Below are 17,116 nucleotides of genomic sequence, written 5' to 3'. Positions count from 1 at the left end.
TACTACGGTTGTGGTGCGGCGATCGGACGGCGCAGCGGACCGAGTTCCGGGAACTGCGCGATCGCCTCCTCCGCGGTGAGCGGCGACCGGACCGGGCCGCGCTCGACCAGCTCCTGCAGTTCCGGCGTCATCATCTCGGCGCCGGAGGTCCGCAGGGTGTAGGCACTGAACAGGGCGTTGGCCAGCAACGCCTCGGTCACCGCGGTTTCCGCCATCCGCTGCCCGAACCGCTGCTCCTCTTCGCTCGGCCCGCCGGTGACTTCCCGGTTGGTCTTGACCTCCGGGAAGGCGAGGTCCTGCTCGCACGCCATCGTCCACGGGCCGTCGGTGACCCCGGCCACCGCGGACTGCACCGCCGCGGCCAGTCCGGGCTTCAGGCCGCTGTTGTCCAGTTCGGTGTGCAGTGCGAGCGCGCCGAGCGCGGCCACGGACATCCCGTGCGCGTAGACCGGGTTCATCGCGGCGACCGCGTCCCCGAGCACCGCGAAGCCCTCCGGCATGGTGGACCGCTCGTAGTACCGCCGCCGGTTGATCGTGCCGCGGTAGGGCCGCACCGGGCCGATCGGCTGAGCGTCCGCGACGAGTTCGGCGATGATCGGGTGCCGCATGTTCCGGGCGTAGCGCAGGTAACCGTCCTCATCGGACGGTGGCTCGCCACCGCGCGTGCCGCACAGGGTGACGATCCAGCGCTCGTCCTCGAGCAGGTACAGGGTGGCGCCGTAGCCCGGCTCGCCGGTGCCCGCCAGCGGCTGGATCAGCACCGCGGGGAAGTCCCTGCTGATCCCGGCGGGTGCCGCGTACATCCGGGTGGCGTACGCGAGGCCGGAGTCCACCACCTCTTCCTCGACCTCGGGCAGGCCCAGCTCGGCCAGCCAGGCCGGAGCCGCGGACCGGCGGCCGGTCGCGTCCACCACGAAGTCGGCGTCGATGGTCTCGATCTGCGCCGGATTCACCTGCACCCGCACGCCGGTCACCTGGTCGGCGTCGCCCGCGAGGCCGACCACCTTGGCCGACTCCCGCACGATGATGTTGCCGCTCGCGTCCAGCGCCTGGCGCCGCACCACGTGATCGGTCAGCGCGCGACTGCAGATGACCACGTAGGCGTCACCGGGGTGCCGCCGGTACCAGCCCGCCGAAGACAGCGTCAGCATGCCCTCCGGCATCCCGCGCCGATGCGCGCCCGCCGCGTAGAGGCGGTCGGTGGTGCCGGGGAGCAGTTGGTCCAGCGCCTCCGCGCCACCCGCCATCAGCAGGTGGCTGTGGTGCCCCTGGGGCAGGCCACGCCGGGGAGCCGGCTCGGCGGGGAGCGCGTCGCCCTCCACGACGATGACCTCGTCCACGTGCCTGGCCAAACCGGCGGCGGCGAGCATGCCCGCCATGCCACCACCGAGCACTACCGCTCTTGTCATCGTCCGTTCTCCTTTTCTGCCAAGGCGATCGCGTACACCGGGCAGACGTCGACCGCCTGCCGCACGGCTTCCGCGAGATCGGGGCCGGGATATTCGGTGCGCAGCACCACGCGACCGTCCTCGTCGTTCTGGTCGAACACTTCCTCCGCCGCGAACACGCAGCCGCCGGTACCGACGCAGCGATCGCGATCCACGCTGACCCGCAGCGACGTGCCGGTCACCAGGTCACCGGCAGTTCGTGCACGCCGTACATCAGCGAGTCGTTCTTGAACCGCAGCTCCTCGAACGGAACCGCCAGGCGCAGGCCGGGAATCCGCCGGAACAGCGTGTTGAACACGATCTCCAGCTCCACCTTGACCAGGCTGCCGCCGGGGCACTGGTGGATCCCGCCGCCGAGCGCGACGTGCCCGCGGGTGTCGCGGTGGATGTCCAGCTCGTCCGGGTTCTCCCACACCGACTCGTCCCGGTTCGCCGAGCCGTAGAGCAGGATGACGCCTTCCCCGGCCCGGATCAGCTGCCCGCCGATCGTCACGTCCTCGGTGGCCACCCGGCGGCTGGCCGAGTCGTTGATGCTGAGGAAGCGGATCAGCTCGCCGATCGCCTTGGGCATCAGCGACGGGTCGCGCCGGAGTTCGTCGAGCTGCTCGGGGTGGCGCAGCAGGGTCACGGTGCCCAGCGAGATCATGTTGGCGACGGTGTCGAAGCCGCCGAACAGCAGCATCCTGGCCAGCGCCACGATGTTGGCGTGCTCCAGCCTGCCGTCCTCGTTGTTGCGCTGGATGATCCGGCTGAGCAGGTCGTCGGTCGAGTTGTTCTCCTTCTCGGTGACCAGCTTGTCCAGGTGCGCCTCCATCCGCATCTGGAGCGCGTCGAGCTTCTCCGCGCTGACGCCGTGGGTCATGGTCGCCTCGGCGTGCTCCTTGAACAGCGCGCCGTCCTCCCGCGAAGCACCCATCAGCTCGCCGAACAGCAGGCCCGGCACCGGTGCGGCGAGCGCGGGCACCAGGTCGATCGGTCCGCCGTGCTCGAGCATCGCGGTGATGTGCTCGTCCACGATCTCCTGGATGCGCGGGGCGAGCGCCTGCATGCGCTTCACCGTCAGCTCGGGGATGAGCAGGCGCCGTCGGACCGTGTGGTCCGGCGGATCCTGCGCGAGCAGCGGCAGTTCGAGGTTCTCCAGGATCTCCTCCGACAGCGCCACCTGCAGCGGATAACCGGGCTTCTTCCAGCTCGAACTCATCGCGGACGAGGTGAGCACCTGCTTGACGTGCTCGTGCTTGGCGATCACCCAGGCCGGCTTCCCGGTCACGTCCACGGTGACCTGGGAGACCGGGTTCTCCGCCCGCAGCACGGCGTACTCGGGTGCCGGGTGCAGCGGGCAGGTCCGCGCCATCGGGAACGGCGGCGGCTCGGTGGTCCGCGTGCCGGTCGTTTCGCTGTTCATCTCTGTTCGGCTTCCTCTCGATGCAGGGCGGAATCTCCTCACGCGGGATGGCTCGCGTCCGAATCGAGGCCTTCCAGTGCCAGGCCGATCAAGCTGTCCGCGTCCATTTCGTCGATCGCGTCATCCGTGTTGAGCACGGGGGCGCCGCCGCCCCCGCCGAGTTCGAGCAACCGCCCGAGCAGTCCGGTTTCCCGCAACAGGTCCAGCGGAATGGACCGCAGTACCCGCCGGATCTCCTCGTCCGGATCGGCATCGCCGCCGGAGTCCCCCAGCAGCGCGCCGAGGTGCGTGGCCAGCGCCTGCCCGTTCGGATGGTCGAAAACCAGGGTGGGCGGCAGGTTCAGGCCGGTGGCCCCGTTGAGCGCGTTGCGGAACTCCACCGAGGTGAGCGAGTCGAAGCCCAGTTCGGTGAACGCGCGCCCGGGGTCGATCGCGTCCGGGCCGGCGTGGCCGAGCAGCGCCGCCGCTTCGGCTCTGATCAGGTCCAGCAGCGCCGCGGCACGGTCGCTTTCGGACAGTTCGGCGAGCCGTGCGCGAGTGGCCACGGCCGCGCCGCTGTCCGCCGCGCGTCGACGACGAGTGGGGACCAGGGTCCGCAGCATGGCTGGGAAGTCGCCGTCCGCGAACGCCTTGACGTCCAACCGCATCGGCACCAGTACGGGCGTGTCCATCCGGGTCGCGGTGTCGAACAACGCCAAGCCTTCTTCGGCATCCAGACCGTCCACACCGGACCGGTTCATCCGCTGCCGGTCGGCGTCGCCCGACATGCCACCACTTCCCGACCACAGTCCCCAAGCCAGCGACTGCGCCGGCAGGCCCTCCGCCCGCCGGTGCTCGGCGAGCCCGTCGAGGAAGGCGTTCGCGGCCGCGTAGTTGGCCTGACCCGGTGCGCCCAGCACACCGGCGGCCGAGGAGAACAGCACAAACGCGGTCAACGGAAGATCCGCCGTCAGCTCGTGGAGGTTCAGCGCCGCATCCACCTTCGGCCGCAACACCCGTTCCAGCCGTTCCGGAGTAAGCGAAGACAACACTCCATCGTCGAGCACACCAGCCGCGTGCACCACACCACGCACCGGCGCATCCGCCAAAACCTCGCGCAGAGCGTCACGATCGGCCGCGTCGCAGGCCACCACCGACACCGCGGCACCCAACCCGGTCAGCTCCGCCACCAGCTCGTCCACCCCCGGTGCGGCCGAGCCACGGCGACCGGCCAGCAGCAGGCTCCGCACGCCGCGTGCTTCGACCAGGTGCCGCGCCACCAGTGCACCGAGCGCGCCCGTGCCACCGGTGATCAGCACCGTCCCTTCCGGACCGAAGTGCTCGGCGGGTTCGGTCGGCTCGTCCGGCACCCTGACCAGCCTTGCCAGGTGCGGCACACCGTCTCGCACCGCCACTTGGGGTTCGCCGGAACGCACCACCGCGGGCAGCACCGCGGAAAGCTCCGACTTCGCGTCGACGTCGACCAGGACGAACCTGCCGGGATGCTCGGACTGTGCCGAACGCACCAGGCCCCACACCGCGGCAGCGGCGAGATCGGACACGCCTTCGCCCGCCAGGCTGACCGCCTCACGCGTCGAGACCACCAGCGTCGACGACGCGAACCGATCGTCCTCCAGCCAGGTCTGCAACACCGTCAGCACCCGCCCGACCACGAGCGAAACCGGTTCACCGGTGCCACCACCGGGCAGCACCACCACCTCGGGCACCACGCCGTTCAGCGAATCCCAGGTTTGCACCGGAACGGGCGCGGCGTCAGCCGGAGGCAGCGGTGACCAGTCCACTTGGAACAGTGACTCGTGCAGGCCACGCCGTGCCTCGGCGAGCTGCTCGGCGGAAACCGCGCGCAGTGCCAGCGACTCCACTTCGGCGACCGGACGTCCTTGTTCGTCCTCAATGGAGAGTGCGACGCTGCTGGGACCGGTCCGGGTGACCCGCACTCGCACCGCGGCCGCACCCGTCGCGTACCACCGCACGCCGGTCCAGGCGAACGGCAGCACCGGTGTGTCGTGCTGGTCCAGCAAGCCGATCGTGTGCAGGCAGGCGTCGAGCAACGCCGGGTGCAGACCGAAACCGGTGTCCTCGGCGCCGGCGGGCAGGCGGACTTCGGCGAACACCTCGGTGTCCGTTCGCCAGGCCGACTGCAGGCCGCGGAACACCGGGCCGTAGTCGAGTCCAGCTTCGGCCAGGTTCGCGTACCAGCCGGTCAGGTCGATCGGCGTCCCGGTCGGCAGTGACCAAGTCGCCGGTGTAACCGGAGCCTCGTCCGCGAGAGTGCCGGTCGCGTGCCGGACCCACGGCAGGTCGGCGTCCCGCGAGTGGATGCTCACCGGGCGGGCGCCGGACGGGCCGGGTTCACCGACCACGACCTGCAGCGCGACGCCGTCGTCGGGCAGTACCAGTGGCGCTTCGAGGGTCAGCTCGCCGAGAACGGTGCAACCGACCTGGTCGGCGGCCCGCATCGCCAGCTCGACGAACCCGGTGCCGGGGAAGACGACCGAGCCGAGCACCACGTGGTCGGCCAGCCAGGAGTCGGTGGCCGGGGACACCTTTCCGGTCAACACCACGGTGTCCGACTCCGCGCCGGGCACGACCGCGCCCAGGAGGGGGTGTTCGGCCGCTTCGAGCCCGGCGGAGGTCACGTCGCCGAGACCGCTGGTGGAACCGGCCCAGGCGTCGCGCCAGTAGTCCTGGGTGTTGAGCCAGTAGCGCTGGTGCTGGAAGGAGTACGTGGGCAGGTCGACTCGGCGGGCGCGGCCGTCGTGGAAAGCGTGCCAGTCGACGGGGACGCCGCGGGTGTGGATGTTCGCGACGGCGGTGACGAGTTCGAGTTCCTCGGACTTGTTCCTGCGCTGGAGCGGGGTGAAGCCGCCGAGGCTGCTGAGCACCGCATCCGGCCCCACCTCCACGAACGTGGTCACACCGCGCTCTTCCAGCAGGCGCACCGCATCAGCGAACCGAACCGGCTCGCGAACATGCCGCACCCAGTAATTCGGGCTGGTCACGTCAGCTTCGAGAGCACTGCTCACAAACGGGAGCACTGCTTCACGAAGTGACAACTGCTCCACCACAGCAGCGAACTCAGCCAGCATCGGCTCCATCAACGGCGAATGGAACGCATGAGAGACCTTGAGCCGGGTCTTCTTGCAGCCCAACGCATCCGCGACCTTGAGGACCGCGGCTTCCTCGCCGGAAAGGACCACAGCCTCCGGGCCGTTGATCGCGGCGATCGCCACCTGATCGGACAGCAGGGGCAGCACCTGCTGTTCGGAGGCTTGCACGGCCACCATGGCGCCGCCGGTCGGCAACGCCTGCATCAGGCGTCCCCGCGCGGTGACCAACGCGGCCGCATCCGACAGCGACAGCACACCGGCCACATGAGCCGCCGCGATCTCGCCGATCGAATGACCCGCAACAAAATCAGGACGGACGCCCCACGACTCGACCAGGCGAAACAGCGCCACCTCGACAGCGAACAGGCCCGGCTGAACCCACTCCGTCTGGTTCACCAGATCCGAGTCGTCGCCCCAGATGACCTCACGCAATTTGGGGTCGAGTTCGGCACACACCGCATCGAAAGCCGCAGCGAAAGCCGGATAGGTCTCATACAACTCGCGACCCATGCCCAGACGCTGAGCACCCTGACCCGAAAAGACAAAGGCGGTTCCACCGTGCTCGCGCGCGACACCGCGGACCACTCCGGCGGACGAGCGTCCGGCGGCGAAGGCGGAAAGTCCCTGGATCAGTTCGTCACGGCTGGTGCCGACGACCGCCGCTCGGTGGTCGAGACTGGGGCGCGACGTGGCCAGCGAGTAGGCGACGTCGGCGTTGTTGTTTTCAGGCCAGGAAAGGAGGCTTGCCGCTTGGGCGCGCAGTCCCTCTTCGTTCTTGGCCGAGAGCACCCAGGGAACCGCGCGAGGACGTACCCGCTCGATGAACTCGGCCGTCGCCTCGAACGTCCCCTCCGACACACACCGCGGCCCCAGCAACGACAACACCGCCGCCGGACCCAACTCCACATATCGAGCCACGCCCCGGCTCTCCAACTCCCGTACCGCATCAGCGAACCGCACCGGCTCACGCACGTGTCGCACCCAGTAATCCGGGCTGGTCACGTCAGCCTCGAGAGCACTGCTCACAAACGGGAGCACTGCTTCACGAAGTGACAACTGCTCCACCACAGCAGCGAACTCGGCCAGCATCGGCTCCATCAACGGCGAATGGAACGCATGAGAGACCTTCAGCCGCGTGGACTTGCCGCTCAGCTGGTTCGCCACCGCAAGAACGGCGGCTTCCTCGCCGGAAAGGACCACGGCTTCCGGGCCGTTGATGGCGGCGATCGAGACTTGATCGGACAGCAGGGGCAGTACCTCTTGTTCGGAAGCTTGCACAGCAACCATCGCGCCACCGGTTGGCAGCGCTTGCATCAGCCGACCTCGGGCGGTGACCAAGGCGGCCGCGTCGGAAAGAGACAGCACACCGGCCACATGAGCCGCCGCGATCTCGCCGATCGAATGGCCTGCCACAAAATCGGGACGGATGCCCCAGGACTCGACCAGGCGGAACAACGCCACCTCGACAGCGAAGAGGCCCGGCTGAGCCCACTCCGTCTGATTCAACAGCTCTGGATCGTCGCCCCAGATGACCTCACGCAGCGAGGGGTCGAGTTCGGCACACACCGCATCGAAAGCCGCAGCGAAAGCCGGATAGGTCTCATACAACTCGCGGCCCATACCCAGACGCTGCGCGCCCTGACCCGAGAAAAGGAAAGCCAAACCATCCGCCGGAGCCTCTTCCACGATGACATGCGCGTTCGTACCACTGATACCGAACGAAGAAACCCCGGCCCGACGAGCACGGCCGCGCTCCGGCCACGCACGAGACTCGGTCAGCAACTCCACGGCGCCAGAAGACCAATCCACCCGCGGAGTCGGCTCGTCCACGTGCAAGGTCTTCGGCAGCACACCGTGCCGCATCGCCTGCACCATCTTGATGATCCCCGCGACACCGGCAGCCGCCTGCGTGTGACCCATGTTCGACTTGATCGAACCCAGCCACAACGGCTCATCCCGCTCCTGGCCGTAAGCAGTCAGCAACGCTTGCGCCTCGATCGGGTCGCCCAGCGAAGTACCAGTACCGTGCGCCTCCACAGCGTCCACATCGGACGAAGACAAACCAGCCGAACCCAGCGCCTGCCGGATCACCCGCACCTGCGACGGACCATTCGGCGCCGTCAAACCATTCGACGCACCATCCTGATTCACCGCCGAACCAGCCACCACCGCCAACACCGGATGCCCCAGCCGCCTGGCATCCGACAACCGCTCCACCAACAGCAAACCGACGCCTTCGCCCCAGCTCGTTCCGTCGGTGGCCGCGGCGAACGACTTCGCCCGGCCGTCCTTGGCCAGCCCGCGCTGCCTGCTGAACTCCACGAAGAGTTCCGGCGTGGCCATCACCGTGGCACCGCCGGCCAGCGCCAGCGAGCACTCCCCCGACCGCAGCGACTGCACCGCCAGGTGCAACCCCACCAGCGACGACGAACACGCCGTGTCCACCGTCACCGCCGGTCCTTCCAGCCCGTACACATAGGACACCCGGCCGGAGGCGATGGCGCCCGTGCTCGTGCTGCCCGCGTAGTCGTGGTACATCAGGCCGGTGAACACCCCGGTCGCACTGCCCTTCAACGACCCGGGATCAATACCCGCCCGCTCGAACAACTCCCACGACGCCTCCAGCAACAACCGCTGCTGCGGATCCATGATCAACGCTTCGTTCGGGCTGATGCCGAAGAACTCCGGGTCGAATTCCCCCGCGCCATAGAGAAAACCGCCGTGGCGGACGTAGCTGGTGTTCGGCCGCACCGAATCCGGATCGAAAAGGCGCTCGACATCCCAACCGCGATCCGCCGGGAACTCACCGATCGCGTCCCGGCCCTGAACGACCAGTTCCCACAGGTCCTCCGGCGACCGCACCCCACCCGGATACCGGCACGCCATCGACACGATCGCGATCGGCTCGTCGTCGGTGATCGGGGCGACGGTGGTGGCGGCCACCGCCGTCTGCGCCGAACCGCTCAGCTCGTCCAGCACAAAACGGGCCAGCGCCACCGGGTTCGGGTAGTCGAACACCAGCGTCATCGGCAGCCGCAGGCCGATCGCCTCGCCGAGCTGGTTGCGGAATTCGACCGAGGTCAGCGAATCGAAGCCCAGTTCGCGGAAAGCGCGTCCGGGTTCCACCGCACCGGAAGACGCGTAACCGAGCACGTTCGCCACGACGGTCAGCACCAGGTCCAGCACCGCGCCTTCGCGCTCGGCCGGCGGCAGCGCGAGGATCCGCGATGAACCAGAACCAGAAGCCGCGTTCCGCCGGGCCGGTGGCACCAGTCCGCGGAGGAGGCTCGGCAGCGCGTCACCCTGCGCTCGCAGCTCCGCGAGATCGAGCTTGGCCGTCACCAGCGCGGCCGGGGCGGCGCCCATGGCCGTGTCGAACAGTTCGAGGCCATCCTCAGTGGACAGTCCGAGGAAACCACCGCGCGAGATCCGCGCTTGGTCGGCACCGTCCAGCGTGCCGCCCATCCCGCCGCTTCCCGACCACAGTCCCCAAGCCAGCGACTGCGCCGGCAGGCCATTGACCCGCCGGTGCTCGGCCAGCCCGTCGAGGAAGGCGTTCGCGGCCGCGTAGTTGCCCTGCCCCGGCGCGCCGAAAACGCCGGAAGCCGAAGAGAACAGCACAAACGCGGTCAACGGAAGATCCGCCGTCAGCTCGTGGAGGTTCAGCGCCGCATCCACCTTCGGCCGCAACACCCGTTCCAGCCGTTCCGGAGTAAGCGAAGACAACACTCCATCGTCGAGCACACCAGCCGCGTGCACCACACCACGCACCGGCGCATCCGCCAAAACCTCGCGCAGAGCGTCACGATCGGCCGCGTCGCAGGCGACCACCTCGACGGCGGCACCCGCGCCGGCCAGTTCGGCGACCAGCTCACCCATTCCCGGCGCGGCGATCCCGCGCCGCCCCAGCAACAACAGGCTCCGCACCCCGTGCTCGGCGACCAGATGCCGGGCGACGACCCGGCCGAGCGCACCCGTCGCGCCGGTGATCAGCACCGTGCCGTCGAACGTGACGGCCGGTTCGTTCCGATCGGCCGGAACCCGGGTCAACCGGGCCGCGTGGACCACACCGTCACGGACGAGCACCTGCGGCTCGTCCGAAGCGAGCGTGGCGGGCAACACCGCGGAAAGTCCGGCGTCCGCGTCCAGCAGCACGAATCGGCCGGGGTGTTCCGACTGCGCCGAGCGCACCAGTCCCCAGACCGCGGCACCGGCCAGATCGGACACGTCCTCGCCGGGCAGGCCCGCCGCGCCCCGGGTCACCACCACCAGCTTCGAGTCGGCGAACCGTTCCTCGGCCACCCAGGACTGGAGCACCCCGAGCACGTGCGCGGTCGCCGCGCGCACCGAATCCGCGTCGACGCCACCACCGGCGGGCAGCGCCACCACGCCGGGTACCGCGCCATCCAGCTCGTCCCAGGTGCCGTACTCGACCGGGCCGGTACCGGCGGCAGCCAGCGGGACCCACTCGACGCCGAACACCGGCGCGCCAGGACGGCTTCCTTCGAGCTGTTCGGCGGACGCCCGGCGAAGCAGCAGCGAGGACACCGAGAGCACCGGGGCACCGGCCGGATCGGTGGCTTCGAGGGAGAACTCACCGTCGCGGACCGGCCGGATCCGCACCCGCAACGCGGTGGCGCCGGTCGCGAACAACCGCACCCCGGACCACGCGAACGGCAGCATCGCGCCGTCGTCGGCGGTGCTCATCAGGGAAACGGCGTGCAGCGCGGCGTCCAGCAGCGCGGGGTGCACGCCGTAGTCGCCGCCGCGCTCGCCCTCGGGCAGTGTCACCTCGGCGAACACGGCATCGTCCGCCTGCCAAGCCGCTTCGAGCCCGCGGAACGCCGGGCCGTAGTCGAGGCCGACCTCCGCCAGGCCCGCGTAGAACCCGGTCAGGTCGACCGGCGTCCCGTTCATCGGCGGCCACGGCTCGGCCACGGCCTCCAGCGAACCAGCCGAAACCGTTCCGGTGGCATGGCGGAGCCATGGCTCGTCCTCTGCCGCACCCTCGGCGCGGGAGAAAACACGCACCTCGCGGGCACCGGCGTCACCCGCACCGCCCACGACCACCTGGATCCGCACGGCGCCGGTTTCCGGCAGCACGAGCGGGGTCAGCAGGGTCAGTTCGTCCAGCACCGGGCAACCGGCCTGGTCGCCCGCCCGCACGGCCAGCTCCACAAAACCCGTGCCGGGAAAGATCACCGAACCCAGCACCCGGTGGTCGGCCAGCCACGGCCGCGTCGCCGCGGACAGCCGTCCGGTGAGCACGACCCCGCCGGACTCCGGTTCCGCGACCACGGCGGTGAGCAGGGGATGGTCCGCCGCGAGCTGACCGGCCGACACGGGGTCGACGGCCGCGGCCTCGGCCGGGGAATCCACCCAGTACCGCTCGCGCTGGAAGGGATAGGTGGGCAGGTCGACCGACCGGGCACCATCGGCCGCCCAGTCCACACGGACGCCGCGAAGGTAGGCACCGGCGAGCGAAGCGTGAAAGTCCGCCCCCGGCGCGGCGACCAGCGCGCTGTCCGTGACAGCGTCCGCCACCCGCGGCGTCGCGGCCGGGCTCAGCTCGATGAAAACCTCGAACCCGTCGGCACGAATCGCACTGACGGCCTGCTCCACGGAACCGTCCGGCGATGCGGGATACCAGGTGGGCCCGGACGCAGGCGGCCGTGCGTCCGGCGGGCCCGCCTCCGGCGCGGCGGCCAGTTCCGCACCCTCGGTCAGTGAAAGCGCGCCGGTGATGCAAGCGGCGGCGATCGCGCCGACGCCGATTCCGCCGACCGCGCTGGGCTCGACCCCGTACGAGGCCCACAGCTTCGCCAACGAAACCTGCACCGCCCACCAAACCGGGCGCGCCATTTCGTCGGCGATCGTGTCGGCGCGCACCAGTGCGGCCAGCTCGATACCGAGCGCTTCGGCACATTCCCCGACAGCGATGGCGAACGCGGGCTCCGCGTCCAGCAACCAGCCCAGCGATCGCGGAGTTTCCAGGTCCGGGCAGAAGAACGCGGGGGCGATCTCACCCTGCACGTGTCCCTGCAGGAGGTTCGACGCGGTTTCACCGTCGGCCAGTGCGTTGAGCCCGGTCAGCACGCTTTCCCGGTCCTCGGCGAAAACCACGGCACGGTGTTCGAGCGCAGCCCTGGTGGCCAGCGCGCTGGTGACCACGGCGGGTTCCGGCGCGCCGGGCGTCTCGAGCAGCGCGCGCAACCGATCGGCCTGGGCACGCAGGGCGACGGCGGTTCGCGCGGACACCGCGAAGATCGGTGGCACGGCCCGGTCTTCGGCGGGTTCCTCCGCCGGTGCCTGCTCGATGACCGCGTGCGCGTTGGTGCCGCTCACCCCGAACGACGAGATCCCCGCGCGACGCGGGTGCTCGTGCTCCGGCCATTCGACCGGCTCGGTCAGCAGTTCGACGTGACCGGCCGTCCAGTCCACATGCGACGAAGGCTCGGTCACGTGCAGGGTCTTCGGCAGCAGGCCGTGCCGCATCGCCTGCACCATCTTGATCACGCCACCCACCCCGGCGGCGGCTTGTGTGTGCCCGAGGTTCGACTTGAGCGAGCCGAGCCACAACGGCCGGTCCGCCGTCCTGCCCTGCCCGTAGGTGGCCAGCAGCGCCTGCGCCTCGATCGGATCACCGAGAGTGGTGCCGGTGCCGTGTGCCTCCACCGCGTCCACTTCGGACGCGGACAGGCCCGCGTTCGCCAGTGCCTGGCGGATCACTCGCTGCTGCGAAGGTCCGTTCGGCGCGGTCAGGCCGTTCGACGCGCCATCGGAGTTCACCGCGGTGCCGCGCACGACCGCGAGCACGCGGTGGCCGTTGCGCTGGGCGTCGGACAACCGCTCCAGCACGAGCAGTCCCGCACCCTCGCCCCAGGCGGTCCCGTCGGCGTTGTCGGAGAAGGACTTGCACCGGCCGTCGACCGCCAGCCCGCCCTGGCGGCTGAACCCGACGAACACGCCGGGCGTGGCCATCACCATGACCCCACCGGCCAGCGCGAGCCCGCATTCCCGTTGCCGCAGTGCCTGCGCGGCGAGGTGCAACGCCACCAGCGACGACGAGCACGCGGTGTCCACACTGACCGCGGGCCCCTCCAGGCCGAAGGTGTAGGACACCCGGCCGGCCAGCACCGCGGCCGAAGTCGCGGTGCCGCCGTAGGCTTCGGACAGGTCCGGGTGCGCGTTCAGCAGCTGCTCGTAGTCCTGGCTGCCGGTTCCGGCGAACACGCCCACCCGGTTCCCGCGCTGCGTGTGCGGATCGATCCCGGCCCGCTCGAACGCCTCCCAGGACAGTTCGAGCAGCAGCCGCTGCTGCGGGTCCATCGCCAGTGCTTCCTTCGGCGAGATCCCGAAGAACGCCGCGTCGAACTCATCGGCGCCGTCGACGAACCCGCCTTCGTGCGCGTAGCTGGAGCCGGAGCGGTCCGGCTCGGTGGAGAACAGGGCGCCGAGGTCCCAGCCGCGGTCCCCGGGGAACGGGCCGATCGCGTCCCGGCCGTCGGCGACGAGCCGCCACAGGTCCTCCGGCGACCGCACCCCGCCGGGGTAGCGGCAGCTCATCCCGATGATCGCGATCGGCTCCTGCGTCGCGGACTCCGCCTCCTGCAACCGGCGGCGAGTCTGGCGCAGGTCCGTGGTCACCTTCTTGAGGTAGTCCAGCAGCTTTCCGTCATCCGCCATAGCTCTCTACCAATCTCGAAGTTCCGCCCCGGCCCCTGCTCCGGTCAGCTCAGCTCAACCCGGCGGTGGCCAGCACCACGCGCATCCGGCGCTCGGCGAGTTCCGGGTCCGGGAACAGGCCGAGCGAGTCCGCCAGCCGGTACGCCTTGGCCAGGTGCGGCACCGATCGCGCCGACTGCTCACCCCAGACCATCCGGAAGTGGTCCTGGTACCCGCCGAGCCAGGCGAGGAACACAAAACCGGTCTTGAAGAAGCGCATGGTGATCGCATCGCCGTCGAACAGGTGCTGCGCCAGCTCCAAAGTGGACTCCATCTCGGTGCGGAATCCCTTGGCGTCACCGGCGTCCAGCTTGCGGAAGGCAGCACCGGCGATGGGTGCGATCGGGTCGAAGATCGCGGTCAGCGTGTCGCTGTACCCCAGCTCGTCCCCGGCGATCAGCTCGGGGAAGTCGGTGATGTCCCCGTTGTAGCAGTGCACGCCCTCGGGCAGCCTGCGGCGCAGGTCGAGTTCGTACTCACGGGAGGCGGGCCACACCTTGACCCCGTCGACCTTGGCCACGTTCTCCCTGACCACGGCCAGGAAGTCGTCGGTCGCGGCGGCGAGGTCCGCGTGCCCCCAGTACCCCACCAGGCGCGGGTCGGAGGCGGGCAGCACCCAGTGCAGGATCACCGGCTGCTTGGCCTGGCGCAACAGGTTCCGGTACACCTCGGCGTAGTCCTCCGGGCCGTGCGCCACCGGCACCAGCGCCGGGCTGGCCTGGATGATGGCCTGCGCACCGGCGTCCTCGACCACCTCCAGCTGCTCCTCGTAGGCGGCGACGACCTCGGCCTTGGTGTAGGAACCCATCGGGTCGAGCTGGTCGGTCCACACCCCGCCGGCGATCCGGCCGCCCACCGCCTTGGCCTCGGCGGCCGACCGGCGGATCAGCTCCGCGGAAGTGGGCCAGTCCAGTCCCATCGCCCGGTTCTGGGTGTCCAGCGCCTCGGCGAGGGACAGCCCGTGCGACCAGAGGTGACGGCGGTAGGCCATCGTCGCGTCCCAGTCCAGCGCGGGCGGGCGCATCGGTTCGAAGGCCAGCAGCGGACTGTTGGCGGCCATCGGGTGGGCCACCACGTGCGCGGTGGAGAACGCGACCCGGCTGACCGGCGTGGTGCCGGTCGGCGCGAAGTCCCGTGGCTGGGTCACCGGCCGGTACGCCCGCAGGGTGCCATCCGGTTCAGGAAGTTCGATCACAGCATCAGCTCCGCAGCTTCGGTGCGCGACCGCGATCGGCCGGCAACTGGATTGCGTCCTATTTCGCGAAAACCCATTGAAACCACTCGAACACCGGCCTCACCACAGCGGTTGCCCCCTAAACGCCCGGCCGGGGACCCCTGTCCGGCACCGCCGCGAGCGACCCGCTTTCTAGGGGCTGCGCCCGGCAAAAGCGGCTGGCTAACCTGACTGTGCACAGCTGGTGCGATTCCGGCTCCGGCCGCGGCTTGTCCCTCCCCCAGGCAGGTACCGCACCGAGTGGGCGGACGGCGCACCTGAGCCGGTCCGGGCGTCGGGTTCACCGATTCCCGGACCGGCTTCCCTTTTTTCCACGACCGAATTCCCGACCGACTTTCCACGAACCGACCGAATCCGGTGGAGGAGTGCTCATGGCCAAGCGACCGGCCAATCTGGTGGACACCGTGCATCCGCGACTGCTCGTCGACAACTTCGCCGAGTGCTTCCGGTTCTACGACCGGATCCTGCCGCAGCTGGCGGCCGCGAAGCCGGGCGAGGGCGGCGCCGACGGCCCCTACGCGCGCTGGGACAGCGACGGGAAGCCGATCCTCGCGGTGCTGGACCGCGCCGCGATGGCCGCCACGCTGGCGGAGATCTCACCGTCCTCGGCGGGCGAAGCCGTGCTGCTTGTTTTCCGGCTCGCCGATGTGGACGCCGCGCAGCGCCTGCTCGAAGAAAACGGCGCCACCGTGGTCCGGCCCGCCGCGGACTACCCGGAATGGGGCCCGGAAACCCGGATGGCCCACCTTCGTGACCCGGCCGGGAACCTGGTGGAACTCCAGTCCTCACCTGACTGAACAGAATCGTGCGCGCCCGGGACGCCCCGGGCGCGCACGGTCGTCACTGCCGTGGTGGTTCTTCGAGAATGACGTGGGCGTTGGTGCCGCTGATGCCGAACGAGGAGATCCCGGCGCGGCGCGGGTGGCCATTGGGCTGCCACGGCCGCGCTTCGGTCAGCAGCCGGACGTTCCCGGCCGACCAGTCGACCTGCGGTGTCGGCGTGTCGACGTGCAGCGTTCTCGGCAGCGTGTCGTGCCGCATGGCCATGATCATCTTGATGATCCCGGCCACGCCGGCCGCCGCCTGCGTGTGGCCGAGGTTCGACTTCACCGAACCCAGCCACAGCGGCCGGTCCGCCGGCCGGTCCCGGCCGTAGGTGGCCAGCAGCGCCTGCGCCTCGATCGGATCACCCAGCCGCGTGCCGGTGCCGTGTGCCTCCACGGCATCCACATCGGACGGTTCTAGACCGGCGCCCCGCAGCGCCTGCTGGATCAGCCGCTGCTGTGACGGCCCGTTCGGCGTGGTGATCCCGCTGGAGGCACCGTCCTGGTTGGTCGCGGACGACCGCACCACCGCGTGCACCCGCCGCCCGTTGCGCCGGGCGTCGGACAGCCGCTCCAGCACCAGCATGCCCGAGCCCTCACCCCAGCCGGTGCCGTCGGCGGCCGCGGCGAAGGACTTGCACCGGCCGTCCGGGGCCAGCCCGCGCTGCTTGCTGAAGTACAGGAAGGTCTCCGGCGTCGCCATCACGGTCACCCCGCCGACCAGCGCCAGCGGGCATTCACCGGACCGCAGCGACTGCATGGCCAGGTGCAGGCCCACCAGCGACGACGAGCACGCGGTGTCCACGCTGACCGCGGGACCCTCCAGGCCGAAGGTGAAGGCGACCCGGCCGCTGACCAGACCGCCGCCACCGTCGGCACCTTCGTAGTCGTGGTACATCACCCCGGCGAACACCCCGGTCCGGCCACCCCGCAGGGAGAACGGATCGATGCGGGCGTTCTCCAGCGCCTCCCACGAGGTTTCCAGCAGCACCCGCTGCTGCGGGTCCATCTCCCGCGCCTCACGGGGCGAGATGCCGAACAGTTCGGCGTCGAACTCCGCGGCGTCGTGCAGGAACGCGCCCTGGCGGGTGATGATCTTGCCCGGCTTGCCCGGTTCCGGGTCGTAGAGCCCGTCCACGTCCCAGCCCCGGTCCGCGGGGAACTCGGTGACCCCGTCCCGGCCTTCGTCGATCATTCGCCACAGGTCCTCGGGCGAGCCGACCCCGCCGGCGAACCGGCACGCCATGCCGACGATGGCGATCGGCTCGGCGGCGGCCTCGACCAGGCTGTTGTTGAGCTGCCGCAGCCGTTCGTTCTCCCGCACCGACTGCCGCAGCGCTTCGACGACCCGCTCGGAATCCATCGCCAGT

General features: G+C 70.1%; 6 protein-coding genes and 1 pseudogene. 1 reads left to right on the top strand and 6 read right to left on the bottom strand.

The annotated features are described in order from the left end of the window. Nucleotides 1-2 precede the first annotated feature (2 nt). The 5 genes from YIM_RS11525 to YIM_RS11505 are packed head-to-tail and all read right to left on the bottom strand — an operon-like array spanning nucleotide 3 to nucleotide 14,883. On the bottom strand, nucleotides 3-1,409 hold the full coding sequence (locus tag YIM_RS11525; RefSeq protein WP_153030345.1) for an NAD(P)/FAD-dependent oxidoreductase: 1,407 nt from the start codon (nucleotides 1,407-1,409) through the stop codon (nucleotides 3-5). Continuing rightward, nucleotides 1,406-1,630, bottom strand: coding sequence for a ferredoxin (locus tag YIM_RS11520; RefSeq protein ID WP_370468975.1), 225 nt, complete (start codon nucleotides 1,628-1,630; stop codon nucleotides 1,406-1,408). Before YIM_RS11520 ends, YIM_RS11525 begins: the two co-directional genes overlap by 4 nt. After that, nucleotides 1,627-2,853, bottom strand: a complete 1,227-nt coding sequence (locus YIM_RS11515; protein ID WP_228004676.1) for a cytochrome P450 — start codon at nucleotides 2,851-2,853, stop codon at nucleotides 1,627-1,629. The genes YIM_RS11520 and YIM_RS11515 overlap by 4 nt, the downstream gene beginning before the upstream one ends. A gap of 38 nt (nucleotides 2,854-2,891) precedes the next feature. After that, nucleotides 2,892-13,649 (bottom strand): type I polyketide synthase, encoded by a 10,758-nt coding sequence (locus tag YIM_RS11510; RefSeq protein WP_153030344.1) that lies wholly within the window; start codon nucleotides 13,647-13,649, stop codon nucleotides 2,892-2,894. Nucleotides 13,650-13,698: 49 nt separating this feature from the next. After that, nucleotides 13,699-14,883, bottom strand: a complete 1,185-nt coding sequence (locus tag YIM_RS11505) for a DUF993 family protein (RefSeq protein WP_153030343.1) — start codon at nucleotides 14,881-14,883, stop codon at nucleotides 13,699-13,701. Between the two features lie 410 nt (nucleotides 14,884-15,293). On the opposite strand from YIM_RS11505, the gene YIM_RS11500 reads away from it, so the two are divergent. Next, nucleotides 15,294-15,719 (top strand): VOC family protein, encoded by a 426-nt coding sequence (locus tag YIM_RS11500; RefSeq protein WP_228004675.1) that lies wholly within the window; start codon nucleotides 15,294-15,296, stop codon nucleotides 15,717-15,719. A gap of 46 nt (nucleotides 15,720-15,765) precedes the next feature. On the opposite strand, the pseudogene YIM_RS11495 reads toward YIM_RS11500, so the two are convergent. Continuing rightward, nucleotides 15,766-17,109 (bottom strand): annotated as a pseudogene (locus YIM_RS11495) (type I polyketide synthase); the annotation flags it as partial. Nucleotides 17,110-17,116 lie beyond the last annotated feature (7 nt).

It is taken from the genome of Amycolatopsis sp. YIM 10, assembly GCF_009429145.1.
Lineage (GTDB): Bacteria > Actinomycetota > Actinomycetes > Mycobacteriales > Pseudonocardiaceae > Amycolatopsis.
The sequence above is the reverse complement of the archived record's forward strand: the minus strand, read 5'-3'. Positions and strand labels throughout refer to the sequence as shown.